The following is a 22,776-nucleotide window of genomic DNA, read 5'->3' on the forward strand; positions in this document are numbered from 1 at the left end:
CATGACTGCCCTCTCTCCCATCCTCTTGACCTGCTTGCTTGCAGGCGGAACCGTCTTTGCCGGTGCTCCTGCCAAGCCGGATCTCCGGAAATACCGGCATCTCTGGGAGAACCCTTCGGTCTTCACTTCGCCGGCTCCCGTCAAGACCGTCGACATCCCGGACCCTTTTGCAGATTGGACCCTCACCGGGGTCTCCGAGATCGACGGCGGCTACATGGTTTCGATGGGCCGCCGCAATCACCCGGATGAAACCCTGATCGTCCGGCCGGATCTCAACCGCCGCTACACCGCGGACCGGATCGATGAAATTGATCCCGGAACTCCCGGAGCCTTCAAGGTGGAGCGCGTCGAATTCGCCGGCAATTGGCGGGATACGGTGGTTTTCCTCAGTTCCGGGGGCCGCACCGGTTCCATCCGCTTTGACGGGAAGGCTCTGAATCCCTCCGGCAGCTCCCCGCCCAAGGACAAGGTTTCCTCACACGGCCCTGCCACCGCGACCCCGCGCCAAGTTCAACCGAGGTTACCGGCACCCGCCGCCGGTCGCTCCCGCTAAGTTTCCAACGATATCTCCGACTGCCCATTCCTCTTCCCATGTTGCTCAAACCGCACTTCTACCTGGCCGGATGGCTTCTTGCCGGCGCGGCGCTTGCCCAAGAACCCGTTGTGCCGCCTGTACCCGGTGGCGCTCCCAATGCTCCCGGTGCCAACCGCCCCGCCCGCCCGCCCGAAGCCGGGCCGATGAAGCCCGCGCCCGATCCGGCGACGATCAAGCAGGCCGGCTACATCGAGCCGAAGATCGACGGCCAGGGCCTTGCCGAACTCTACACCGAGATGACCGGCCGCCGCGTGACGGTGAGCAATGAGGCGATCGCCGCCGAGTTCCGCTTCGTGCAACGCGGACCGATCACTTACGGGGAGGCCACCCGCCTGCTCAAGGAGGCCGCGCTTCTCGGCGGCTTCGTCTTCGTCCCTTCCGGCGAAAACCATGATCGGCTGATGTTCTCGCAGAGTCCGGGCTCGGTCCAGGGCTCGCCGCTGCCGACCATCACCGACCCGGCCGACCTTCCCGAAGGCGAGCAAGTGGTCACCTTCGTGATGCCGCTCAAGTTCATCAAGCCGCAGGAAATGGAGCGCCTTTTCACCGCGGTCGTCCGCCAGTTCGGCAGCTACGGTTCGATCGCCTCGGTGCCGAATGCCTCCTCGGTCATCATCACCGAAAGTTCCTCCCTGATCCGCCGCTTGATCGATCTTCAGAAGGAAATCGACGTGCCTTCGCAGCAGGTCGCGACCCGCTTCATCAAGGTCCAGTATGCGGACGTCCAGGAACTCTCCGAGACCCTGAACGAAATCCTCAATGCCCAGCAGCAGTCCAAACCCACCGCCGGCACGCAGCGCGTCCAAGGCGGCGCGGCTCCTCCAGGCGGAGTGCCGAACCCGGCTCCGGGTGCGAATATCGCCGTGAATGCTGCGGGTGGCGACGGCGGCGGCAGTGCTGGCGAGGACATTCCGATCCAGATCGTTCCAGCGCCCCGCACCAATGAGATCTTCGCGATGGGCCGCCCGATCGATATCGTGTTTGTGGAGACCTTGGTGCGCGGCTTCGACTCGCCGAGCGACCAGAAGAACTTCCTGCGCCGGAAACTCAAATTCCTGGCCGTGTCCGACTTCCTGCCGGTGGCGGAGCAAGCGCTCCAGCGCGCCTTCGGGGGTACCTCGGGCGGCGCGGCAGGCGGTGCCGGCGGCGCAACGCAGGGCGGCGGCAGTGCCCGTGGCGCGAACTTTGGCGGCGGCGGCGGCGCGGGCGGCAACAATAGCCGCACCACGGGCAGTTCCCGCACCCAGGCGAATGGCAGCTCCAGCAGCGGCGGTTCCTTCGGCGGCGGTGGATCGGGCGGCGCCGGCGGCGGCGCGGGCGGCGGTGGAGCCGGCGGCGGTGGCCTCGGCGAATCCCAGGTCAGCACCGCTCCAGTGCCTCTGCTCGTCGGACGGACCCTCCTGGTGGCCGACAATATCACCAACTCGATCGTGATCCAAGGCCCCCCCGCCGGTCTTGAGATCATCACCAAGCTGCTCGACGAAATCGACGTGAAGGCCGAGCAGGTCATGATCTCCTGCGTCTTTGGCCAGCTCTCGTTGGGCAAGGACCTGAACTACGGCATCGACTACCTGCGCACCGTGGAAACCCGCGGCGACAACGTGATCGGTGGCCGCGGCGGCAGCGGCGCGGGCGGCATCCTCCCGCTCGATGGCACCGTCTTCGATCCCGGTGATCTCGTCACCACCGGTGGCGGTCTTGCCGCCTACGGCCGGATCGGACCGCATATGAATATCTACCTCAATGCGCTCCAGGCCTCCAGCAAGTTCAACGTGATCTCACGTCCGACGATTTTCATCGCGAACAACCAAAACGGCACGATCTCGAGCGGCCAGCGCATCGCCGTCCCGACCAATAGCTTCAACAGCGGCACCACCGGCCAGAGCACCAACATCGAATACCGCGACGTGGTGCTGAAGCTCGAAGTCAGGCCGCTGGTAAACTCCGCGGACGAACTGACTCTCCAGATCTACCTGCTCAATGACGAAGTCGTCGGCAGCCAGAACGTCGAAGGCGTCGGCGAAGTGCCCACCATCGCCACCCGCGAACTGGTCACCACCGTCACCGTGCCGAACAACGACACCATCGTTCTCGGCGGCCTGATCACCACCCGCGACAACAAGAGACGCTCCGGGATCCCGATCCTCAGCACGATCCCCTTCATCGGCGGCCTCTTCGGCACCACCGAGACCAAAGGGGAACGCGAGGAACTGCTGATCTTCATCCAGCCGAAGATCATCAACGACAGCAACACCCTCTACGACGCCCAGGTGGACATCGACGCCCGCTACAAGATCGACGACGACAACCGCGCCTTCATCGACGGCCCCGGCGTCCTTCCGAGCAAGCAGGGCAGCGTGGTCGACAGCAAGGGCAAGAACGGGGCAGGGATCTTCCCGGTCGCCAAGGAAGTTCCCGAGGAACCGGTCGCGCCGGACCAGCCGCGCGCCGCCAGCGCCCGTCCCAAGAAGTCCTACATCAAGAACCGCTGAGCCGCAGCCGCCCGGAAGTTCCAAGTAAGAAGTTCCAAGTGCCAAGAGCCGGAAGTTCCAAGTAAGAAGTTCCAAGTGCCAAGGTAAACGGCCCTGCCGGGCGGTTCCTTGGCACTTTGCCTTTCTTGCCACTTGGTCCTTTTCACTTGGAACTTCATTTTACTTGGCACTTCCTCATCCCGGTACTTGCCAAGCCGCTCCTCCGGGCTTCATTTTGGTCCCGCCGGGATGCGGAGACTCCCGGATCTTTCAGTAAAAACCATTCAATCTTCGCTCCATGCCCGAGATTACCGAAGCGGAACTCGCCCCGAACGTGAGGGCCCTGTTCCTCAAAGCCCTCAGCGCCGTTCAGACCAATAACCACGGCTACGCCGTCAAACTCTTGCAACCCGTGCTCAAGGATGCCCCGGCATTCCTGGACGGGCGCAAGATCTTGCGGAAATGCGAGAGCATCGTCACCGGCGGCCCGAAGAAGGCTGCCTCCGTCTTCGGCATCAAGACCGGCGGCAGCAGCTTCAAGAGCGCGATCAAAAAAGACCCGGCCTCTGCCGTGGTGGCGATCGAGGTGGAATTGGAGAAGGACCCCTACAATTCCGACCTGAACGACCAGCTTTTCGAGGCATTCAACGCCCTCGGCCTGCCCGATAGCGCCGCCTTCGCCCTCGAGACGGTCCGCCAGGGCCATCCCGAGCATTCCAAGCTGATGCACAAGCTGGCCGAGTTCTACCTCGTCCGCGAGGAGCCCCAGAAGGCCGCCGATGTCTACCGCGACGTCATCAAGCATCACCCGACCGACTCCGTCGCCATCAAGGGCGAGAAGGATTGCACCGCCCGCGCCTCGATGAAATCGGGCGGCTGGAGTGAGACCGCCAAGATGGCCGATCTCCAGCGCAACAAGGGCGAGGCTGCCGAAATCGACGCCGCCAACCGCTCGGGCCTCACGCGCGACCAGTTGGAAGACCGCCGCGATCGCCTCATCGCGAAGTACAATGAGGATCCGAACCAGCTCGCCGTGGTCAAGGACCTCGCCAGCATCTTCGAGCAGCTTGAGGATTGGGACAACTCGTTCACCTTCTATTCCTGGGGTTTCCAGCTCAGCAACGGCGACGTCGCCCTGCAGACCAAGGCCGCCCACATGAAGGACAAGGTCGGCGACGCCCACATGAAGGCGTTGGAAGAGCGCGCCAAGTCGAATCCCGACGATCCGGAAGTGCAGGCCATGCTTGCCGAGCGCAAGGCGACCCGCATCGCCGAAGCGGTCGAGGAATCCAAGCGCCGCGTGGAGATCAACCCGACCGACCCGATCTCGCGCTACGAACTGGGCCAAGCCTACTACAACGCCGGCGATTTCAGCAACGCGATCCCGCACCTGCAGCAGGCCAAGCGCAACCCGCACATCCAGTCCAAGGTCCTGCTCCTGCTCGGCCGCACCTTCAAGGCCAAGGGCATGCTCGACATGGCCTCCAAGCAACTCCTCGACGCACTCGCGGACATGCACGCCATGGACAATACCAAGAAGGAAGTCCTCTACGAGAAGGGCCTGATCCACGAACAGATGGGCGACCAGGAAGGTGCCTTGGATTCCTTCAAGCAGATTTACGAAGTCGACTACGGCTATCGCGACGTCGCCCAGCGCGTCGAGTCGTCCTACACCTGAGGACAACGGAACCGGTTACCAAGAAAAGGGCGCGGCGGGGATCTCCTGCCGCGCCCTTTTCGTGTCCGATCCGTCCGACCCCCCTAGGGGTATGGGACGGATCGGACAAAAAGATGGTCCGCACAGTCCTCTGTGCGGCCGAATGGTCCCCGGCAGCCCGGGCGGAGGAGAGCGGATCGCGCAGTGGTGCAGGGGTAGGGGAGAAAGAACCGTTTCCTTCTCCTTCCCTCCTGTCCGATCCGTCCCACACCCCTAGACCCGTCGGACGGATCGGACAGGGGCTAGAACGCGCCGTTCAGCTTTCGGCCCGTCCAGAAGAGGGCGAGCAGGCCGACGACCAGGGCGACGCTGGCCCAGTGGGACCAGAGCGGCAGGCGGTTCTCGATGGGCCGCGGTTCGGGCAGCGCCTCGATCTCCTTGATCAGGTCGGGCAATTGTTCCGGCGTGATCATGCGGCCACGGGCGATGCGGGCCATCTCCGCGAGGACTTCCGGGCGGGCGGGTTGGCCGGATTGCTCCAGTTCGATCCCTTGGGCCAGCAGCTTGGTTTCGATCGGTTCCGCGCCCGCTTCATCGATGGAGGCGCGGAGTTGCCATTCGCCGGGCAGGCCGATCTTCATGCGGCCGGAGAAGGCGCCCCAGGCAGTGTCGTTCTTCTCCAGAACGATCCGTTCCTTGCTACCGTCCGGGGCGGTGGCATCGATGTAAACCGTACCTTCCTCCAAGGGCGCGCCGGCCGAGTTGAAGGCATTCGCATTGAAGGTCACGGTGTCGCCCGGCACGGGGCGCTCGGGGGTGAAGTAGAGGCGCACCCGCTCGCCGGCGGCCATGTTCCGCTGGTAAGACATCCAGCGCGCGACCTGGCCCCAGAAGCGGTAGTGGTACTTGTCCTCCACGCCGCGCCGCCAGCGCCAGGCGGAGTCGATGCCCATGAAGAGCACCTTGCCGTTGCCAGCGGCCTTCGTGACGATCAGGGGCACCGGGCCGAAGCGTCCGCGGCGGTTCGCGTGCACGGCCAGGACCTCGGTGCCGCCCTTCGACTTGATCACCGGCGCGTGCCAGTGGAAGCCGGGGAGCGAGCGCCAGACATCGGGATTCGCTTCCTCCGAATCCGCCAGCATGGTCAGCAGCGAGCTGCGGCCCTCGCCGGTCAGGGTCATCGGCGAGGCGACCGGATCGTGGAGGCCGCCCTTGTTCTCGGGGTCGAGGATCACCGGCATCAGGTCCCAGAGGGCGGTGTCCTGGAGGGTGAACTCGTTCCCCTGCGGGCCGGGCATGAAGACGATGCCGCTGGCCTGATTCTCCACCAGGCCGCGCAGTAGCTCGCACTGCTCCTTGCTGAGTTGGTCCGGGGCGACTCCGACGTCGCCGATGAAGATCACGTCGTATTTCGCCAGATCTTCCGGCTTGGAAGGGAAGTCCTGAAGGTAATCCGGCCCGTCGCCCTTGCCGAGCTGCGGGTGGAAGAGCAGGCAGGAGAGTTCCACGCCGGGGTCGCGGGAGAGGGCATTGCGCAGGTAGCGGTATTCCCAGCGCGGCAGGGTCTCGATCACCAGCACCTTGATCGACTCGGGGCGGCCGGAGAGGGTGAACTTGCGGGAATTGTTCGCCTCGATCCGCTCGCCATCCGCCATCGGCACGGAGAGTTCGAGCGTGGCGGAGCCTTCCTTCTCGATCCGCCACAGGATCGCGTCGTAGGTCGGCTGGCCGGGCGGCAGGATGATCTCCTTGGTCTTCTCATGGCCGCTGTCGTCGCGCAGGCGGACGATGGTCCGGACCTCGCGGTCGAGGGACGAGCGGATCGTGAAAGGGATCTGGACGTTCTCGCCGACGATGCCGTAGGCGGGGGCGGTGACGGAAAGCATATCGAGGTCCGGCAGGCGCTTCTTGCTGCCGACCGGAATCGTGAAAAGCGGCACGCCGCGCTGGAGCAGTTTCTGCGCGGCGACCACCGGCGGCTGGCCGGTGTTGTAGTCCCCATCGGAGATCATCACCACGGCCCGCAGGTTGGTCTCGTTCTCTAACAAGTCCTCGATCGGCGCGCTGAGATCGGTGCCGGCCAAGGGGACCTCGGCGGGGTTCTCCGGCGGCGCGGCGAAGGCTCGGTCCACCAGGTCGTTCTTCGCGCCATCGGTCAGCGGCTCCCAGAGCGGGCTGTCGAGCGCCATGCGCGTCCACTCGGAACGGGCCACGACCGAGTGGGTAGGGGAGAAGAGTTGCGGCACTTCGGCATCGATGGTTTCCATCGACTTCGAGGCATCCCACAGGATCGCGATCTTGGGCTTCGTGTGCGGGTGCAGCACCGTCAGCCACTCCGGCTTCCAGAGCAGAAGTACGACGATCACCGTAATCGTGAAACGCAGGGCCTCCAGCACGGCGGTGCGCCGCGGATGCGGGCTGCGTTTCCACGAGAACAGGCACAGTGCGGCGACGATGACGAGCGCCGCCACCCCGATGGAGAGGGTCGCCGGCGTCGTGGAGAACTGGAGATTGTGGATGCTGAAGGACAAGGGGACGCGCTACAGGTAGGAATTGAACAGCCAGACCTCCGGATGGATCTCCTCGGAATAGGTGGCGTGAGAGGGGATTCCCGGTTTCGCCCCGGGGACGGAGGAAATGGCCAGACCCCAGCGCCGCGAGAAGGGACCACCCCACTCCAAGAGCAGATTCTTTCCTTTGAGGGAGACCTTCGGGTGGGGCTCGACACTGAGGCGGTCGAATGGAGCGGCGGCTTTGATCCAGGCTTCCTTGTTTGCCGAGAAAGCGGGGGTCTCATCGTCCGCGAGCCACCTGGGCGGGGTTGCGACCGTCGCCTTTGCCAAGCCGACGAAATCCGCGCCGCTGGTCTTGGTCCGTAGGGTTTCCCTCACGCCATCGTTGAAGGTAGGCAGGGGAAGGTAACGCCCGATGGCCATCCCGACGACCGGTAGCGCCAGAATGCCGAGCTTGAGCCAGTGATCCCTTCCGCGGATGATCCGGTAGAGGGCGAAAATCCCGAGCATCGCGAGAAGCAGCAGGCAGGCCAGCAGCATCAGGCTGATTGCCATTGAGAGCAGCATGTCGCTTTGACCCAGGAAGAGCCCTTCGAAATAGCCATTTAGCCGACTCACTAGCATCAGTCCCAGGACCCCTCCCGAAAGAAGGAGGTAGCAGGCCCAGCCCCAGATCCATCGGGATCTCGGCTTGCCGTGTTCGGGGAAGGGTGAAGTGGCGCTTGTCATGCTTTCACCGGGGGATTCGGCCTGCCGGGTTGATGGTCGACCTGGGATTGCCGCTTCGGCAGGCAGAGCAACGCTTCCGAGATCAGGAAGAATAGCATCGCGACGAGGAAGGCGCGCCAGATATCGCTCGGCCCGCTGGCGCTCGCCGAGACGTTCTGGTCTTCGAACAGGGTGTAGCCGGTTCCTTGCAGGATGCCCTTGAGCGTCTCGGTGGCGAGGATCTCGGGGTCGTCCTCGATGTCCGGGCGGTTGAGGGCCAGAACGCGCTCTCCGAAACGTTGGATGCCGGCTTCGAAGGCCTCGTTGGAAGGCACCGGCGCGCCGTAGTCGTCCAAGCGGGTGCGGCTTTCACCCGGGCGCGGGACCGCGGAGCGGCTGCCTATGTCCGCGAGGTAGCCGGCATCGAAGCGCTTCGCACCTTCCGCCACGGCCCGCTGGGTGACGGGGAGCAGCACGTCGGCATCGCCGAGATTCGACCAGGTGTAGTCGGGTTGGGAGCCGACGAACCAAGCGGTGCCGCGCTCGACCACGCGGCGGGTGATGAAGGTCTTGCCATCGTCCCAGCGGGCGAGCGCGGTGGCTTCGCCTTCCGGGAGGCGGCGCTTCAATGCCTTGAAGCGCTCGGCCGGGATCGGGCTGCCGTCGAGGCCGTCGCGGAGGAGGCCGTCGTCATGATCCCAGGAATCGAGGATGAAGAACTTGTCCTTCTCCGAGGTGGTGAGGGCGGACCATGACACTCCGAGGAACTCCGCGGTGCTTTCCCCATGGGGGGCGAAGAACACGACCTCGCCGCCATCGATGAGGAAACGGTTGAGGGTCTCGGCCAATTGGCCGGCGGGCAGGGGCGCGGCCCAGAAGATCGCCGCCACGCCATCGGTATCGAGCCGTGACAACTGTGCGGAATCGAGGCGTTCGATGGATTGCCCGCCGTGCCCCGCGGGGGCGGCGGCGATCGCGATGTAGTTGGCGGCCTCGCCGGGCGGTGCGACCAGCAGGCTCTTGATCGGGCGGGCCGGGCCGTAGGCGAAGAAGGCGGCGTTGTCGCGCAGGTTGCCATCGCCGGGGATCGAGAGCCAGCCGTAGCCAGACTCCTCCTGTGGCGGGACCGGCAGCAGCTTGCGGAAGCGGAAATTCTGGCCGGCCAGCGTGAGATTGGTGGTGCTGCGGACGCCGTTGAGGGTGGCGGTGAGCGGCAGATTGACGGGGGCCGCATCGTCATCGCTGCGGGTGATTTCGATATCGAGCACCAGTTGCGCCCCGGCACGATGCGAGGAGAGCAGGCGGATCGCTTGGTTGGGCGAAGGCTCGCCGCCCAAGGAAAGGACCCGCAGCTTCGGCGGCTGGGGCAGGGAGGACAGCGCGGCGCGCACCGAGGTCCAGCGATCGTTCTCAGGCTTCCAATTCGACTTCTGAAGGTCGGATGCGATCCACACTTCGGCGCGGCCCGGGGTCTCGGTGAGAAACTCCGCGGCCCTGCCGGCGAGGGTCGAGATGTCGGCGCCGGTATCGGTCGCGGCGGTCGATGAGATGCGGTCGAGGACATCCGGGCTGGGGACTTCCTGCGGCTGGCCCGAGGCGCTGTCGATCAGCACCAGGCGGGTGCCTTGCAGGTCGCCCAAGGCACCCTTCACCCGCTGCAGGGCGAGATCGCGCCGCGGCACGGTGCCATTCATCGGAGTCGCTTCCATGCTGGCCGAGCGATCGAGGATCAAAACCACGAGGTCCGGCTTCCCGCCGCCCCAGCCGAGCATGCCGCTCATGAGAGGGCGGGCCGCCGCGGTGACCAGCGCCGCGACGCCCAGTGTCCGGCAGGTCAGGATCAGGATGTGGCGGAGCTTCTTCTTGCCGCGGGACTCGCGGGTCGCCTTCAACAGGAACTGCATCGCCGCCCACATCACCGTCTTGTGGCGACGGCGGTTGAGCAGGTGGATGATGATGGGGATGCTTGCGGCGAAGAGGCCCCAGAGCATGCTTTGTTGGAGGAAAGTCACGGAGGAAGAAAATTACTAATTACTAAGCACTAATTTTTAAACTGAAGTGTGTGGAAGAAGGGAGAGGGGGGGATTACTTTGAGCTTCTGAGGATGGCGGCGAGGATGCGGGTGAGCTCGTCCGCTTCGCGGTAGAGGGGACGGAGGGCTTCGATGGCGGGCGGGGCGGTGGTGGTTGCACCGAGCAAGCGGAGCCAGAGCCGGGATTCGACGGCTTCTTTTTTAGAGACGCCGATTCGGTAGATGAAGTCAGGCCGTGAGGCAGCGTTGTCGGCCTCGACGTAGTTCGCGGCGACCGAGCCGGAAGAACGGAGTAGTTGCTTGAGGTCGGTCCACTGGCCGCGGGTCCAGCGGTGAGTTGAGACGCATTGGCGAATGCGAAGCGCAAACTGGAAGGTCCGCTCCTCCAGATCGAATTTGCCCTCGCCCCCATCCTTCTTTTCCACACTTCAGTTTAAAAATTAGTGCTTAGTAATTAGTAATTGGAACCACTAGCTGTGCCCCTTCTTGGGAAGACGTGCCGTGAGAAAATCTCGGAGCAAAGGCTCCAGCGGCGTGTTCGTCGGCACCAACTGGTAGTCAGCGGCGGCATCGTGGCACTTCGCTTTGGTGGTGGTGAGAAACTCTCTCAGGGCGCCGTGATACTCATCGGCAATCATGTTGGGTTCCACCACTAGCGAGGTGCCGTCCTCCATGTCGACGAAGCGGTGCGGGCGGTCGAACTCGAAGCCCAGCTCCTGCGGGTCCATGAGGTGGAAGACGCAGATGTCGTGCTTGCGGTAGCGCAGGTGCTGGAGCGCGTCGGAGAAGGGTTGGGAGTCGGTGAATAGGTCGGAGAGGATCACCACAAAGGCGCGCTGGCTGATCTTCTCCGCGATGGTGTGCAGGGCAGGGACTAAGCCGGTCTCGCCCGAGGGCTCGAGTTTGCCGAGGGTATTGAAGATGTGCTGGAGGTGGGCCGGGCGGCGGCTCGGGGGGACTTCGAGATGGAGCTTGTCGGTGCAGACCGAGAGGCCGGCTGCATCGCCTTGATTGACTAACAGGTAGGCGAGCGATGCGGCGATGCGATTGGCGTAGGCGATCTTTTGTTCGCCTTGCCCTTGGAACTTCATCGAGCCCGAGGCATCGACCACGAAGTAGGCGCGGAGGTTGGTGTCGGCTTCGAATTCCTTGATGTAAAATCGGTCCGAGCGGGCGAAGGCTTTCCAATCGAGACGCCGGGTGTCGTCGCCGGGGACATACTTGCGGTACTCCGCGAATTCGACGGATGAGCCGCGATGCGGAGAACGGTGCTTCCCCGCGACATTGCCGATCATCGGCGTGCGAGTCTCCAAAGGGATCGCGCCGAGTCTGGCTAGCATGCCGCTATCGAGGAAGTCGTAGCTCATTTAGGTTCTGCCTCCGGGTGGATTCTTAGGATCTCCTCGACATCGGCCAGGTCTTGATGGCGACCTACTGCCCTTTTCGAGATGATCAAATCCGTGGGGCTCAAGTAAGAGAGTCGACCGCTGTCAGTGTCAAATACCCGCTTGTTAGCCCAAGCTGCGTCGAAATTCAGCCCTTTGATCGTCGTCAAGAAGTCGATGGCGTTTGGGGGACGACCAACGAAATACTGCAAGCCCTCGTCGGCTAGGTCTGCTTCACTCACCTCGACCATGGGAATTCCGAAAGCTCTGAATGCGCGTGCGACCTTAACCGCATTTTCCGCGGATGGCCGGATCCACAGATCGAGGTCTTTGGTAAACCGCGGTTGGGAGTAGCGGATGACGGCGTAACCTCCCACGATGAGGTAGTCGACATCATGCTCTTCGAACACCTGCAAAATCTCTTTGAAGTCTGGGTTCATGAGGCTGGATGTCGTGCATCCGTCGGTATTCGATTACCATCTCCCAAGCGTGGTGGTTGATCTCGTCCGTGGACATTTTCTGCCATTCCTGCAAATGGGCGAGTCGCAGCTCTTCGTGCGAAGTGAATTTCCTGATGATCTTCTCAATGGCCATGGCGGGAAGGTATCAGTCATTCCTCATCTCCGCGATCAGCCGCTCGACCACCTTTTTCGAGGTCATGCCCTGCGACTCGGCGGCGAAGTTCGTGATCACGCGGTGGCCGAGGACGGCGATGGCGCATTCTTCGAGGTCCTCGATGCTGGCCATGTAGCTGCCGCGGAGGGCGGCGCGGGATTTCGCGCCGAGGATGAGGTATTGCACGGCACGGGGGCCGGCACCCCAGGCGACGTAGTCCTTGATCCACGCGGGTGCTTCCGGCGTGCCGGGGCGGGTCTTACGGACGATCGAGACGGCGTAGTCGTAGATGTGTTCCGGGACCGGGACGCGGCGGACCAGCTGCTGGTAGGCGAGCACGGCGTGGCCGTCGAGGAGATGATTGAGGATGGCGCGGGCGGTGCCGGTGGTTTCGCGGGCGATGCGCTTTTCTTCCTCCGCGCTCGGGTAGTCGACCTCGATCAGAAACATGAAGCGGTCGAGCTGGGCCTCGGGAAGGGGATAGGTGCCCTCCTGCTCCACCGGGTTCTGCGTCGCGAGTACGAAGAAGGGCGGTTGCAGGTCGTAGCTGCGGCCGAGGACGGTGACCTTGAGCTCCTGCATCGCCTCGAGCATGGCGGACTGGGTCTTGGCCGGGGCGCGGTTGATTTCGTCCGCCAGCACGATGTTCGCGAAGACCGGGCCGCGCACGAACTCGAATTCCCGGCGGCCGCCGACGCCGGATTCCTGGATGATGTCGGTGCCGGTGATGTCCGCCGGCATCAGGTCCGGGGTGAACTGGATGCGGTTGAAAGTCAGGTCGAAGGTCCGCGCCACTGAGGAAACCAGCAGGGTCTTGGCGAGGCCGGGGACGCCCATCAGCAGGGCGTGGCCGCGGGCGAAAAGGCAGATGGCGAGCTGCTCGATGACCTTTTCCTGGCCGATGATCGCCTTGCCGAGTTCCGCACGAAGGGCCGCGTAGGTTTTACCGAGTTGGTCGATGGCCGCCACGTCGTCGGGCGGGAGCTGGTGGTCCGTGTAAGCCGGGACGGAGGGGATGGTTTCTTCCATGAATGAAGCGGTTTGCGGAATTTCAATGAACCTAGATTGAGCCCCCGCTTTGTCGAGGCGTATGAAGGGAATGCGGCTTGCGCGGGCGGGAGGAGCAGTCAGGCTGCCAGCATGCGAAAGCTCTTAACGCTGACAGTTCTTCTCGCCGGTTCCGCGATGGCCGAACCGGGTGCCATGGTCCCGCTTTTCAATGGCAAGGATCTCTCCGGTTGGAAGACGGCGACGGGTGGCACCCCGGCCCCGGGGTGGAAGGTCGAGGATGGCGTGCTGCATCGCGCGGAGAAGGCGGGCGATCTCATTTCCGAGAAGGAATACGGGGACTTCGAGCTGGAATTCGACTGGAAGATCTCGAAAGGCGGGAACAGCGGCCTGAAATACCGGGTCCGCAAGACCCCGGCCGGTTGGATCGGCGCGGAATACCAGGTGCTGGACGACGCCGGCCACCCGAACGGCAAGGTTCCGGACACCGCCTCGGCCTCGCTCTACGAGGTCATCCCGGCCGCCAAGGACAAGGATCTGAAGCCTGCCGGGGAGTGGAACCACTCCAAGATCATCGCCAAGGGCGACAAGATCGAGCACTGGCTGAACGGCAAGCGGGCGGTGAAAATCGACACTTCCAGCAAGGAGTGGGAAGCCGGGAAGAAGGCCAGCAAGTTTGCCAAGGTCGAGGGCTTCGCAGGTCCCGGACCGGGCCACATCCTGCTTCAGGATCACGGCGATGAAGTGTGGTTCCGGGGCATTCAAATCCGGGAACTATGAATATCGCCGAAAATTTCGGTTTTCCACTTGTCAGAGGGGGGTCGTCTGCTAAACAGCCCGCCCGCTTCGGAGGGACGGGCACGATTTCGTGTCCTTAGTTCCGGATCGCACTCCGCTCTACCACAGCATCAAATGGCACGCATTTTCGGTATCGAAATCCCCAACGAGAAGCGCATCGAGGCGTCGTTGCAGTATATGTACGGCATCGGCATCACCACCGCCGGTCGCATCCTCGAACAATCCGGTATCGATCCGGACATCCGCACGGGTCAGCTCACCGAGGACCAACTCGTTAAGATCGCCACCGTGATCCAGAGCCAGGGCATCATCATCGAAGGCGACCTCCGCCGCGAGAAGCAAGCCCAGCTCAAGCGCCTGACCTCGATCAATTGCTACCGCGGCATCCGCCACAAGCGCGGCCTGCCCGTCCGTGGCCAGCGCACCCGCACCAACGCCCGCACCCGCAAGGGCAAGCGCCGCACCGTCGGCGTGAAGAAGTAAGTTGCGCGGAACCCCGAACCTTTTTCCCGAAATGGCTGACGAAGAAACCAACACACCGGCACCGGAAGCCGCCGCGGCTCCTGCTGCCGCTGCGACCCCGGCTGCCCCCGCTCCTGCTCCTGCTACTCCAGCCGCCCCGGCTGCTGAAGAAGCCGCTCCTAAGAAGGACGACAAGAAGCGCGACATTTTCGCCGAGATCGCCGGCGCCGAGGAAACCCAGATCAAGGTTCACAAGGCCAAGGGTTCCAAGAACATCTCCCGCGGCATCGTCCACGTGACGGCCACCTTCAACAACACCATCGTCAGCGTGACGGACTCCAGCGGTAACACGCTGGGCTGGTCCAGCGCCGGCAAGATGGGCTTCAAGGGCTCCCGCAAGAGCACCGCCTATGCCGCCCAGGTCGTCTCCCAAGACGCCTGCCGCCAAGCGATGGGCCACGGTCTGAAGGAAGCCGAAGTCCGCGTGAAGGGCCCGGGTTCCGGCCGCGAGTCCGCGGTCCGTGCCGTCCAGGCGCTCGGCATCGAGCTGCTGGCGATCAAGGACGTCACTCCCATCCCGCACAACGGCTGCCGTCCGAAGAAGGCCCGCCGCGTTTAATCGAATTTTCAAACGATCATGGCTCGCTACACCGGACCCACCACCAAGATCAGCCGCCGCTTCGGCGTGTCTCTCTTCGGTTCCTCGAAATCTTTCGAGCGCCGCAATTTCCCGCCGGGCCAGCATGGCCTGCGCGCTGGCCGTAAAAAGAAGAGCGACTACTCTGTCGCCCTCGGCGAAAAGCAGAAGCTCCGTTTCCAATACGGCGTGCTTGAGAAGCAATTCCGCGGCTACTACGAGGAAGCCGCCCGCCGCCGCGGCGTGACCGGCGAGATCCTGCTGCAATTGCTGGAACTCCGCCTCGACAACGTTTGCTACCGCCTCGGCTTCGGCAACAGCCGCCAAGCTGCCCGCCAGCTCGTCAACCACGGCCACGTGCTCGTGAATGGCAAGCGGGTGGACATCGCTTCCTACCAAGTGAAGCCGGGCGACAAGGTGAAGATCGCCGCCAAGCCCTCCGCCCAGCAGCTCGCGCTGCGGATGATCGACCTGACCCAATCCTCGCCCTTGGCCGATTGGCTCACGCTCGACAAGGAAGGTCTCGAAGGCACGATCTCCCGCATCCCGGACAAGGCGGACATCGCGCCGCTCGTCAACGAGCAGCTGATCGTCGAGCTTTACTCCCGCTGATCGAACGATTTCAGGAAGGCCCGGGGGAGACCCCGGGCCTTTTTGTTGGTGTCTTTCGGAAGAGCCTAACCGAAAAAGGCAGTTCAAATGGGACAGCTAAACCGAGCGACAAGCCTCATCGCAGCAGTGCGACAAATCCGGCTTGTTCAAAGTGGTGGTCTCCCGTCAACGCCTGGGTCAAACCTTCGTCGGCCATCACCACGAAGGAAATGCAGTCGGTCAGAGACCATTCCTTGTCTGGACGGCTGAGGTAGAGATCGAGTCCGCGCGTGAATTGAGCCTCGGTGACGGGCTCGATTCTCACGAATGGGTTTTCCTCCAAGTGACGGATGAAAGCCGCTGCTAAACCGCGAGTTGGGGGCGCCGATAGACCGTCCGCCACCTCCGCCAAAATCCAGCGGGTGGTGACGATCTCTCCAGCCCATTCGCGAGAGAGGGTGACGGCTTTCGCGTGGTCCTGATCACGAGAGCTGAGGAGCGCTAGGAAGTAGTGCGCGTCTCCGAGGGTGCGATTCATCGATCAACCATCTTCGGACGGCCATGGATGTAGTGATCATGCTCCGCCGCAAAGTCTGGCGGCAGATCGTCGATAGTCCCTGCAAAATCACGAATTGAATCAAAGAAGGATCCCTTCGTTTCTCCAACTATCGGCTTTTCGCTCAAAATGATCTCCACGCTGGTCCCATCCGCAACCGGGATGGGAAGCTGGATCATGTTGTTGTGAACGACCGCGGTGATGCTCATCTCCCTTGAGAGTATCTTGTGCCGGAGATTTTTCAAGGAAGAGGAAGTCGGGGCCACGTTTCCCACCAATGGCCCCGTCAAACCGCCTTACTTCAGCTCCGCCGCGGACCATGGCCGGCCGGCCCGGTCCTTGGTTGCCTCGCGCTGCTTTTTGACGGTGTCCGGGGTGACGGCGGGGGCCTTGTTGCCCCACTCGTTGCGGACGTAGGTCATCACGTCGGCGAGCTTTTCGTCGGTGAAGACGGGGTTGCCTCCCAGCGCCGGCATCTCGGCGGTGGGAGTGTAGGTTTCGCCCGCGACGGTGATGGGGCCGGTCATGCCGTGGAGTAGGATTTTCGCCATGACTTCCGGTTTGCCGGTGACCCATTCGGAGCCTGCCAGCGGGGGGCCGAGCGCGGGGAGACCGCCGCCATCCGGTCCGTGGCAGGCGAAGCAGGCTGCCTCGCCGCCGTAGAGGGCCTTGCCACGGGTCCAGGAGGCGAGTTCCGCGCCCTTCAGGCCCGGGCCGTCCGGAGTCTTCGCGGCGCCCTTCTCGCCCTGCTCCAGCCATTCGCTGAAAGCCTTGTCCTTGATGCCGGTCAGCTTGGCGAATTCCGCCTCGTGACCGTGCAATCCGGAGATCGCCGCCTCGCGGATGAACTTTGCTTTCGCTTCATCCTTCAAGAGGGCATCCAGGGCCGCGAGCGCCTTCGGGGTGCCGACCGATCCCAGGACCCGTGCGAGGTAGGGCGCGTCCTCGGTCGCGGCGGGCTTCAGGGAAACCAGCACCGGTTCCAGCTTGGAGAGTTCGCTGGCATCGAGCCGGGTGGAGGCCCAGAGTGCGGAAGACTGCAGCTTCGGATCCTTGTCCTTGATCGCCGCGACCACGTGTTCGGCCTTGAGTGCGCCCATGCCTTCGAGGGTCCAGATGGCGTGGACCCGTGCCACCGCATCGCCGTTCGCGGCAAGCTTGGCCAGGAAGGGGATCGTCGCCGGGTCCTTGCGCTCCACCAGCACCCGCTGTGCCGTCTCGCGGTGCCAGGCATTCGCGTGCATCAGCATCTTCACCAGGTCCAGGCCTTGGAGCGCTGCGATGTCGGTCTTCGGCTCCAGCTTCCCGGAAGTACTACGGATGCGGTAGATGCGGCCGTTGCCGAGCGCCGGCTTGTCGAGGCCCCGGGAGAGGTGCTGCTCGCGCAGGTAACTCGTCTGGAAGGTTTTGTGCTGGATGATGCCGTGATACATGTCCACCACGTAGAGGGAACCGTCCGGCGCGGAGTAGGCATTCACCGGGCGGAAGCGCTCGTCGGTGGAGGCCAGGAACTCCTTCTCGCCCCCCGGATTCGTGCCCGTTGGCTTGCCGTCCTTCTCGGTGATCTTGATCGCCTTGAGCAGGGCCACGCAGGATTCCGTGACGAATGCGGTGCCATACCATTCCTTCGGGAAATTCGTCCCGCGATATACGGCGAAGCCGGCAGCCGCGGTGCAGTTAATGAGCTTGTGTGTCCGCGGATCGAGCGTTTGCTCGTTATAGCCGTTCTCCTTGCCGATGTAGCCGCGGTTCACGCCGGGTGTGACGCGGATCGGCCAGACACGGTTGCTGCCGAGGCCGTTCGAGTCGTTGTACTTCATCTTCACCGCCGGATTGTCCTGCAGCAGGTTCGGGGCGAGGCTCTCGCCGAAAAGGAAGGCCGAGTTGTTGTTGTGGTAGAGGCGGCCCCAGTTGTCGCGAGCGATGCCCCATTGGCCGCGGAAGGCGGTCGGCTCGACCTTCCATTCGTCGCCGACACGGCGGATGCGCTTGTCGGATTTCGCGAGGTAGAGGTAGTTGTCCAGGTTCGGCATCAGGCCGTTCGGCTTGTGCTCGACGTTGCCGCCGCTGGCGAACTTGGCGTCGATCACCACCGGCTCGCCGACCGGCTTGAGGCCATCGCGCCTCTGCCAGCACATCTGGTTTTCATCGAGGAAGAGGACTCCGTCGCCGTAGACGCAGATCGCACGCGGCAGCATCAGTTTGTCGAGGAAGATGGTGTTCTTGTCCGCCTTGCCATCGCCGTCGCTGTCTTCCAGCACGCTGATCCGGCCCTGCGGGACGCTCTCACCCTTGCCATCGATGTCCGGCATGTAGCCACGCATCTCGCAGACCCAGATCCGGCCGGCGCTGTCGAAGTCCAGACACACCGGCTTGTCGACCAACGGCTCGGTGGCCACCGGCTCGATCACGAACCCGGGGGCGATCTGGAAGCTCTTGAGTGCTTCCGCTGGAGAAAGCACCGGAGAAGGGGGGATGTCCTTTTCGGGGACCACCGGATCCATGTTGCCGTGCTCCTTTTTGTCGCCCTGTTGGGCGGAGAGCGGCAGGGTGCAGAGGAGGACGGCGAGAACGTTTCGCGAGCGCATGGGTTCTTGGATACGGGCGGGTTGGCGATGATCTTCAGCAAACGCCGGGTAAAAGTCAAAATCTGTATGACAGAAATGGGGGTAGGCGATTCCGGTCGCGGGGATCGGGTGACGCGGATGGTGGTTTGATCTCGCCCCGCTTGGGGGGATGCGGCTAGCCTTTCCCGATGTTCGATTCCACCTCGTTGCAAGGAGCGCTCGAGCGTGGCAGGCGGGAGCAGGTTCCCGCGTTGCCGGTTGATTTTTCGGCGGGCGTGATAGAGCGCTTGGCGGGACCGGCTGCGATGACGCACGGCATTTTCCGGAGCGGGGTGGTGATTGCCTGCGCCGCCGTCTTCACCGCGGTGGCGGTGAGTTTCGTGGCGAGCGCGGCGGAAGATCGTTCCGGCCCGCCGCCCTTGGAGGTGTTCGGCGCGCCCGCCGCGCATTCGCCTTTCGCCACGCCATGAGCGCCGGTAGCGGACGCTTTCTCTGGGCCGCGGGCACGATCGTGCTGTCTGCGGCGGCTGCCGTGTTCGTCTCCCATGGGATGCGCGGCGCTGGCAAGAAGGGAGCGTCGGAAGAGGATTTCCACCGCTGGATGCACGAGCAGTTGGCGATCACGCCGGCCCAGCACAAGGCTCTCGATCCGATCGAGTTGGCCTTCGAGAAGGAACGCGCAAACCTCCGCGCCGAGATCACCGCCGCCGGCCGCGAGCTGGCCGATGCCGTGCGCAAGGGCAAGGCCGGTTCGCCCGAGATCGAATCCGCATTGGCCCGTCTCAACGCCGCACAGGCGAAACTCCAGCGCACCACCTTGGAGCACTTCTTCGCGATGAAGGAACACCTCGATCCCGCCCAAGCCGAAAAACTCCTGCAGTGGACCCATGACAGCATCCTCGCTCACTAACGACGCCGGCTTTCCCCTTGCCGTTGCGCCGCCTTGTGGCCCGACGCCGGATGAGGTGGCGGAAGCGGTGCTTATCCATGCTGCGCAGGGTGGTTGCGGCGATGCCTTCCGCCAACTGGTCGAACGCCATCAACAGCGCGTCTATCATTTCTGCTTTCACTACCTACGCGACGCGAGCGACGCCCGCGAGGCCTGCCAGGACACCTTCATCCGTGCGCACCGGGCCTTGGGAGGTTTCCGTCCGAAGGCGAAGTTCAGCACCTGGTTGTTCCAGATCGCCCTCAACCTCTGCCGCGACCGGGTGCGGGCGGGACGGAATCGTCTTACCGGATCTTGGGACAAGGGTGCGCTTGAGCTGCCCTGCAAGCGGCCGACGCCGGAGGAGGTGGCGATGCGCCATTCAGATCTCGCGAAGCTTGACCGCGGTCTCGGTGCTTTGCCGGAGAAGTTCAGGGAGGTGCTGGTCCTCTCGTGTCTGGAAGGGTTCAGTCACACGGAATGTGCTGCCATTCTGAAATGCTCCGAGCGGGCGGTCGAAGGACGGCTATACCGCGCACGCGAACGCCTCGCGGCTTGGTGGGATCGAGAAGCCGCCTAACGCAAAATACGCCGTGGGATCTTTCGGGCGATCTCGTTCCAAGGATGTGACCCGACTTCCCCAGCCTCGCCACTGTTTCCTCGCTCTCGCATTCCTGACCTGCACCGGCGGGGCGCAGGACGTCTTGGAACCGGTGGTCGTGACCGGCAAGGCCGAGAACCTGCTGGGCGAAGCGGGCACTGCCTCGACCGGGCATGCCTCCCGGGAGGAATTGTTAGAGCGCCCTTGGCTGCGCCGCGGCGAGCTTCTGGAGACCGTGCCCGGCTTGATCGTCACGCAGCACTCCGGCGACGGGAAGGCGAACCAGTATTTCGTCCGCGGTTACAACCTCGACCACGGCACCGACTTCGGCACCTTCGTCGATGGCATGCCGGCGAACTACCGTGCGCACGCCCACGGCCAAGGCTACACCGATCTCAATTTCATCATCCCGGAGTTCATCGAGCGGCTCGACTATCAGAAGGGGCCATTCGCGGCCAACCGCGGCGACCTCTCTACTGCGGGGTCTGCCGAGTTCTCGCTGGTGAACGAGCTTCCGCGCGGCTTTGCCGGCATCACGATCGGGGAGGACTCTTACTGGCGCGGCGTCTTCGGCGATTCGGTCGCCGCCTGGGGCGGCACGCTGACCTACGGCGGCGAGGCGAGCTGGTATGAAGGCCCTTGGGTCCTGCCGGAGGACGTGAGCCGTTTCAACGGCCTGCTCCGCTGGCATCGCGGGGATGCCGACAATTACTTCAACGTCACGCTGATGGGCTCGCAGGGCGAATGGCGGGCCACCGACCAGATCCCGCTGCGCGCCGTCGAAGCCGGAAATCTCGACCGCTTCGGGTTCATCGATCCGACCAACGGGGGCCAGTCGCAGCGCTACTCGCTGTCCTCGACCTTCGGCTCGCGGCAAGGCGATGTCGTGGTTCGAGGAAAGGCCTACGCCGGCTACTACGACCTCGATCTGTTCTCGAACTTCACCTACTTCCTGGATGATCCGGTCAATGGCGACCAGTTCCGCCAGAGCGATGCGCGGGTCTTCGCCGGGGCGGATGTGGCGGTGGACTTCGAGAAGCGCCGCCTCTTCGGCGCGGAGACGACCTACACCGTAGGCTTCCAAACCCATAACGACTGGATCAGCGATCTCGGCCTGGCCCGGACGAAGTTCCGCAACGACGTGACGCCTGTTAGGGAGGACGATGTCTTCACCGGAAGCTACTCGCTCTATCTCCAGGCGAAGACGAAGTGGAACGACTGGTTCCGCACCGAGTCGGCGGTCCGCGGCGATCTCTTCGCCTTCGACGTAGACAGCGACCTGCCTGCGAACAGCGGTAGCGACATCGACGGGATGGTCGTGCCGAAGCTCAACCTGATCTTCGGCCCTTGGCACGATCAGGAATTTTACGTGAACCTCGGCGGCGGCTTCCACAGCAACGACGCCCGCGGCGTGACGCTGAAGATCGACCCGAATACCGGCACGCCCGCCGCCGCGGTCGACCCGCTGGTCCGCACCTGGGGCACCGAGCTCGGCGTCCGCAGCCAGTGGTCCGATTGCCTGACCACCACCGTCGCGCTGTGGGCGCTCTTCAATGACTCCGAGCTTCTCTATGTCGGCGATGCCGGAACGGTCGATGCCGGCCCTGCGACCACCCGCTACGGCGTGGAATTCGCCGGATACTATCGCCCGAACGACTGGTTCACCTTCGATGGCGAAGTCTCGCTGGCCGAGGGCCGCTACAAGGAAACCGCGACCACCGGCGGACCTTGGGTCGAGAATCAAGTGCCGGTCGTGGTCTCCAGCGGCATCACCATCGGGGAGGAACGCGGGTTCTTCGGTGCCCTGCGGGCGCGCTACTTCTCCGAGCGTCCACTGACCGCGAACAAGGGCGTCCAGAGCAGCGATTCCTTCCAGGTCAATGCCCGCGCCGGCTACCGCGGCGAGCAATGGGAAGTGGCCATCGACTGCCTCAACCTGCTCGACCGCGCGGACAACGACATCGAATACTACTACGCCTCCCGCCTTCCCGGAGAACCGGCTGGAGGCGTGGATGACGTCCACTTCCATCCTGCCGAGCCGCGGACGCTGCGTGCGAGCGTGACTTGGTATTGGTAAGCCAAGCGGAATTCCGGTGCCATCGAAGCCTCTTGAGCTTGCTCCCGGCAAGTGCTTGATTCTCCCCAAGATGAAATCCGCTATTCGCCTGCTGCCCGTGGCTGTCCTTTTGGTGGCCTGTGATCGCAGTGAAAACACCGGTGCTGCCAAGCCGCCCAAGGCGGTCGTGATCACCGAATCCACAGCTTCGGATGCCGTCCCGGCGAGCGAGGGGCCGGCTCCCCGCGCCGTGCTGATCGCCGAGCCCGTGACGGAGCCCGGGGAAGGGATCATCCTGCCCCCTGCAGGTGAGCCGGTCGCTTCCGGGGGGCGGCCGCCGCGTAGGCGCGTGGCCGTGGCCGCCGAGAAGGTAGGCCAGGGCTTACAAACCGCGGGAGAGAAGACCCAGGAGGCAGCCGTGATTGCGGAAGATCGCACCCGCGAGGCCGTGGAGATCGCGCGGGAAAAAACCGAGACCGGCCTGCGCAAGGCCGCGGATGCCACCGGCGGCTTCCTGAAGCGGGCAGGGGAGCAGATCGAGGAAGCGGCGAAGGACGCTGAGAATCCCTGAAGAACGGGATGGGCACTTGAGAGGT

22 protein-coding genes are annotated in these 22,776 nt (G+C 63.8%); 12 read left to right on the top strand and 10 right to left on the bottom strand.

The window, feature by feature from the left end; translation table 11 throughout:
* Position 1 precedes the first annotated feature (1 nt).
* From ABWK72_RS26770 to ABWK72_RS26780, 3 genes are all read left to right on the top strand, one after another.
* Complete coding sequence (locus ABWK72_RS26770) at positions 2 to 553, top strand: hypothetical protein (protein WP_367872651.1); 552 nt, start codon at positions 2 to 4, stop codon at positions 551 to 553.
* 38 nt (positions 554 to 591) lie between these two features.
* A complete protein-coding gene (locus tag ABWK72_RS26775) occupies positions 592 to 3,087 on the top strand; it encodes a secretin N-terminal domain-containing protein (RefSeq protein WP_367872652.1) in 2,496 nt (831 codons plus the stop codon).
* 277 nt (positions 3,088 to 3,364) lie between these two features.
* Positions 3,365 to 4,744, top strand: coding sequence for a tetratricopeptide repeat protein (locus tag ABWK72_RS26780; RefSeq protein ID WP_367872653.1), 1,380 nt, complete (start codon positions 3,365 to 3,367; stop codon positions 4,742 to 4,744).
* A gap of 281 nt (positions 4,745 to 5,025) precedes the next feature.
* On the opposite strand, the gene ABWK72_RS26785 is transcribed toward ABWK72_RS26780, so the two are convergent.
* The 7 genes from ABWK72_RS26785 to ABWK72_RS26815 all read right to left on the bottom strand — a co-directional run bounded on the left by ABWK72_RS26785 (position 5,026) and on the right by ABWK72_RS26815 (position 13,005).
* On the bottom strand, positions 5,026 to 7,254 hold the full coding sequence (locus ABWK72_RS26785; RefSeq protein WP_367872654.1) for a hypothetical protein: 2,229 nt from the start codon (positions 7,252 to 7,254) through the stop codon (positions 5,026 to 5,028).
* Positions 7,255 to 7,263: 9 nt separating this feature from the next.
* On the bottom strand, positions 7,264 to 7,791 hold the full coding sequence (locus tag ABWK72_RS26790; protein WP_367872655.1) for a hypothetical protein: 528 nt from the start codon (positions 7,789 to 7,791) through the stop codon (positions 7,264 to 7,266).
* Between the two features lie 170 nt (positions 7,792 to 7,961).
* Positions 7,962 to 9,956 (bottom strand): BatA and WFA domain-containing protein, encoded by a 1,995-nt coding sequence (locus ABWK72_RS26795; protein ID WP_367872656.1) that lies wholly within the window; start codon positions 9,954 to 9,956, stop codon positions 7,962 to 7,964.
* A 73-nt stretch (positions 9,957 to 10,029) separates the two neighbouring features.
* On the bottom strand, positions 10,030 to 10,401 hold the full coding sequence (locus ABWK72_RS26800) for a four helix bundle protein (RefSeq protein ID WP_367872657.1): 372 nt from the start codon (positions 10,399 to 10,401) through the stop codon (positions 10,030 to 10,032).
* Positions 10,402 to 10,446: 45 nt separating this feature from the next.
* Positions 10,447 to 11,343: a DUF58 domain-containing protein gene (locus tag ABWK72_RS26805; RefSeq protein ID WP_367872658.1), complete on the bottom strand. Its 897-nt coding sequence runs from the start codon at positions 11,341 to 11,343 to the stop codon at positions 10,447 to 10,449.
* On the bottom strand, positions 11,340 to 11,801 hold the full coding sequence (locus ABWK72_RS26810; protein ID WP_367872659.1) for a hypothetical protein: 462 nt from the start codon (positions 11,799 to 11,801) through the stop codon (positions 11,340 to 11,342). The genes ABWK72_RS26805 and ABWK72_RS26810 overlap by 4 nt, the downstream gene beginning before the upstream one ends.
* 166 nt (positions 11,802 to 11,967) lie before the next feature.
* The gene (locus ABWK72_RS26815; protein ID WP_367872660.1) at positions 11,968 to 13,005 is read right to left on the bottom strand and encodes an AAA family ATPase; all 1,038 of its coding nucleotides are present in this window, start codon (positions 13,003 to 13,005) and stop codon (positions 11,968 to 11,970) included.
* A 111-nt stretch (positions 13,006 to 13,116) separates the two neighbouring features.
* Between ABWK72_RS26815 and ABWK72_RS26820 the strand changes: the two genes are divergently transcribed.
* The 4 genes from ABWK72_RS26820 (at position 13,117) to rpsD (ending at position 15,493) form a co-directional block, all read left to right on the top strand.
* Positions 13,117 to 13,764 (top strand): DUF1080 domain-containing protein, encoded by a 648-nt coding sequence (locus ABWK72_RS26820; RefSeq protein WP_367872661.1) that lies wholly within the window; start codon positions 13,117 to 13,119, stop codon positions 13,762 to 13,764.
* Positions 13,765 to 13,896: 132 nt separating this feature from the next.
* On the top strand, positions 13,897 to 14,265 hold the full coding sequence (gene rpsM / locus ABWK72_RS26825) for a 30S ribosomal protein S13 (RefSeq protein ID WP_367872662.1): 369 nt from the start codon (positions 13,897 to 13,899) through the stop codon (positions 14,263 to 14,265).
* Between the two features lie 31 nt (positions 14,266 to 14,296).
* The gene (gene rpsK, locus ABWK72_RS26830; RefSeq protein ID WP_367872663.1) at positions 14,297 to 14,863 is read left to right on the top strand and encodes a 30S ribosomal protein S11; all 567 of its coding nucleotides are present in this window, start codon (positions 14,297 to 14,299) and stop codon (positions 14,861 to 14,863) included.
* Between the two features lie 18 nt (positions 14,864 to 14,881).
* Positions 14,882 to 15,493, top strand: a complete 612-nt coding sequence (gene rpsD, locus ABWK72_RS26835; RefSeq protein WP_367872664.1) for a 30S ribosomal protein S4 — start codon at positions 14,882 to 14,884, stop codon at positions 15,491 to 15,493.
* A 115-nt stretch (positions 15,494 to 15,608) separates the two neighbouring features.
* Here the strand turns inward: rpsD and ABWK72_RS26840 are convergent, their stop codons facing one another.
* The 3 genes from ABWK72_RS26840 to ABWK72_RS26850 form a co-directional block, all read right to left on the bottom strand.
* Positions 15,609 to 16,010 (bottom strand): type II toxin-antitoxin system VapC family toxin, encoded by a 402-nt coding sequence (locus tag ABWK72_RS26840; protein WP_367872665.1) that lies wholly within the window; start codon positions 16,008 to 16,010, stop codon positions 15,609 to 15,611.
* Positions 16,007 to 16,237, bottom strand: coding sequence for a hypothetical protein (locus ABWK72_RS26845; protein WP_367872666.1), 231 nt, complete (start codon positions 16,235 to 16,237; stop codon positions 16,007 to 16,009). The genes ABWK72_RS26840 and ABWK72_RS26845 overlap by 4 nt, the downstream gene beginning before the upstream one ends.
* Before the next feature lie 87 nt (positions 16,238 to 16,324).
* Positions 16,325 to 18,616, bottom strand: a complete 2,292-nt coding sequence (locus ABWK72_RS26850; protein ID WP_367872667.1) for a c-type cytochrome — start codon at positions 18,614 to 18,616, stop codon at positions 16,325 to 16,327.
* A 167-nt stretch (positions 18,617 to 18,783) separates the two neighbouring features.
* Here ABWK72_RS26850 and ABWK72_RS26855 point away from each other — a divergent pair, with 167 nt between their 5' ends.
* The 5 genes from ABWK72_RS26855 (at position 18,784) to ABWK72_RS26875 (ending at position 22,751) form a co-directional block, all read left to right on the top strand.
* A complete protein-coding gene (locus tag ABWK72_RS26855; RefSeq protein WP_367872668.1) occupies positions 18,784 to 19,065 on the top strand; it encodes a hypothetical protein in 282 nt (93 codons plus the stop codon).
* Positions 19,062 to 19,505, top strand: a complete 444-nt coding sequence (locus ABWK72_RS26860) for a periplasmic heavy metal sensor (protein WP_367872669.1) — start codon at positions 19,062 to 19,064, stop codon at positions 19,503 to 19,505. Before ABWK72_RS26855 ends, ABWK72_RS26860 begins: the two co-directional genes overlap by 4 nt.
* A complete protein-coding gene (locus tag ABWK72_RS26865; protein WP_367872670.1) occupies positions 19,483 to 20,103 on the top strand; it encodes an RNA polymerase sigma factor in 621 nt (206 codons plus the stop codon). Before ABWK72_RS26860 ends, ABWK72_RS26865 begins: the two co-directional genes overlap by 23 nt.
* Before the next feature lie 46 nt (positions 20,104 to 20,149).
* Positions 20,150 to 22,201 carry a TonB-dependent receptor gene (locus tag ABWK72_RS26870; protein WP_367872671.1) on the top strand — a complete coding sequence of 684 codons (2,052 nt, stop codon included), beginning with the start codon at positions 20,150 to 20,152 and terminating at the stop codon, positions 22,199 to 22,201.
* 70 nt (positions 22,202 to 22,271) lie between these two features.
* Positions 22,272 to 22,751 carry a hypothetical protein gene (locus ABWK72_RS26875; RefSeq protein ID WP_367872672.1) on the top strand — a complete coding sequence of 160 codons (480 nt, stop codon included), beginning with the start codon at positions 22,272 to 22,274 and terminating at the stop codon, positions 22,749 to 22,751.
* The last annotated feature ends 25 nt before the right edge of the window (positions 22,752 to 22,776 follow it).

Source organism: Luteolibacter sp. Populi (assembly GCF_040801775.1).
Classification (GTDB): domain Bacteria; phylum Verrucomicrobiota; class Verrucomicrobiia; order Verrucomicrobiales; family Akkermansiaceae; genus Haloferula.

Coding starts and splice junctions, on each gene's coding strand:
- ABWK72_RS26770 (WP_367872651.1), top strand. CDS start 2: ATGACTGCCCTCTCTCCCATCCTCTTGACCTGCTTGCTTGCAGGCGGA.
- ABWK72_RS26775 (WP_367872652.1), top strand. CDS start 592: ATGTTGCTCAAACCGCACTTCTACCTGGCCGGATGGCTTCTTGCCGGC.
- ABWK72_RS26780 (WP_367872653.1), top strand. CDS start 3,365: ATGCCCGAGATTACCGAAGCGGAACTCGCCCCGAACGTGAGGGCCCTG.
- ABWK72_RS26790 (WP_367872655.1), bottom strand. CDS start 7,791: ATGGCAATCAGCCTGATGCTGCTGGCCTGCCTGCTGCTTCTCGCGATG.
- ABWK72_RS26805 (WP_367872658.1), bottom strand. CDS start 11,343: ATGAGCTACGACTTCCTCGATAGCGGCATGCTAGCCAGACTCGGCGCG.
- ABWK72_RS26810 (WP_367872659.1), bottom strand. CDS start 11,801: ATGAACCCAGACTTCAAAGAGATTTTGCAGGTGTTCGAAGAGCATGAT.
- ABWK72_RS26815 (WP_367872660.1), bottom strand. CDS start 13,005: ATGGAAGAAACCATCCCCTCCGTCCCGGCTTACACGGACCACCAGCTC.
- ABWK72_RS26820 (WP_367872661.1), top strand. CDS start 13,117: ATGCGAAAGCTCTTAACGCTGACAGTTCTTCTCGCCGGTTCCGCGATG.
- rpsM (WP_367872662.1), top strand. CDS start 13,897: ATGGCACGCATTTTCGGTATCGAAATCCCCAACGAGAAGCGCATCGAG.
- rpsK (WP_367872663.1), top strand. CDS start 14,297: ATGGCTGACGAAGAAACCAACACACCGGCACCGGAAGCCGCCGCGGCT.
- rpsD (WP_367872664.1), top strand. CDS start 14,882: ATGGCTCGCTACACCGGACCCACCACCAAGATCAGCCGCCGCTTCGGC.
- ABWK72_RS26840 (WP_367872665.1), bottom strand. CDS start 16,010: ATGAATCGCACCCTCGGAGACGCGCACTACTTCCTAGCGCTCCTCAGC.
- ABWK72_RS26845 (WP_367872666.1), bottom strand. CDS start 16,237: ATGAGCATCACCGCGGTCGTTCACAACAACATGATCCAGCTTCCCATC.
- ABWK72_RS26850 (WP_367872667.1), bottom strand. CDS start 18,616: ATGCGCTCGCGAAACGTTCTCGCCGTCCTCCTCTGCACCCTGCCGCTC.
- ABWK72_RS26855 (WP_367872668.1), top strand. CDS start 18,784: ATGTTCGATTCCACCTCGTTGCAAGGAGCGCTCGAGCGTGGCAGGCGG.
- ABWK72_RS26860 (WP_367872669.1), top strand. CDS start 19,062: ATGAGCGCCGGTAGCGGACGCTTTCTCTGGGCCGCGGGCACGATCGTG.
- ABWK72_RS26865 (WP_367872670.1), top strand. CDS start 19,483: ATGACAGCATCCTCGCTCACTAACGACGCCGGCTTTCCCCTTGCCGTT.
- ABWK72_RS26875 (WP_367872672.1), top strand. CDS start 22,272: ATGAAATCCGCTATTCGCCTGCTGCCCGTGGCTGTCCTTTTGGTGGCC.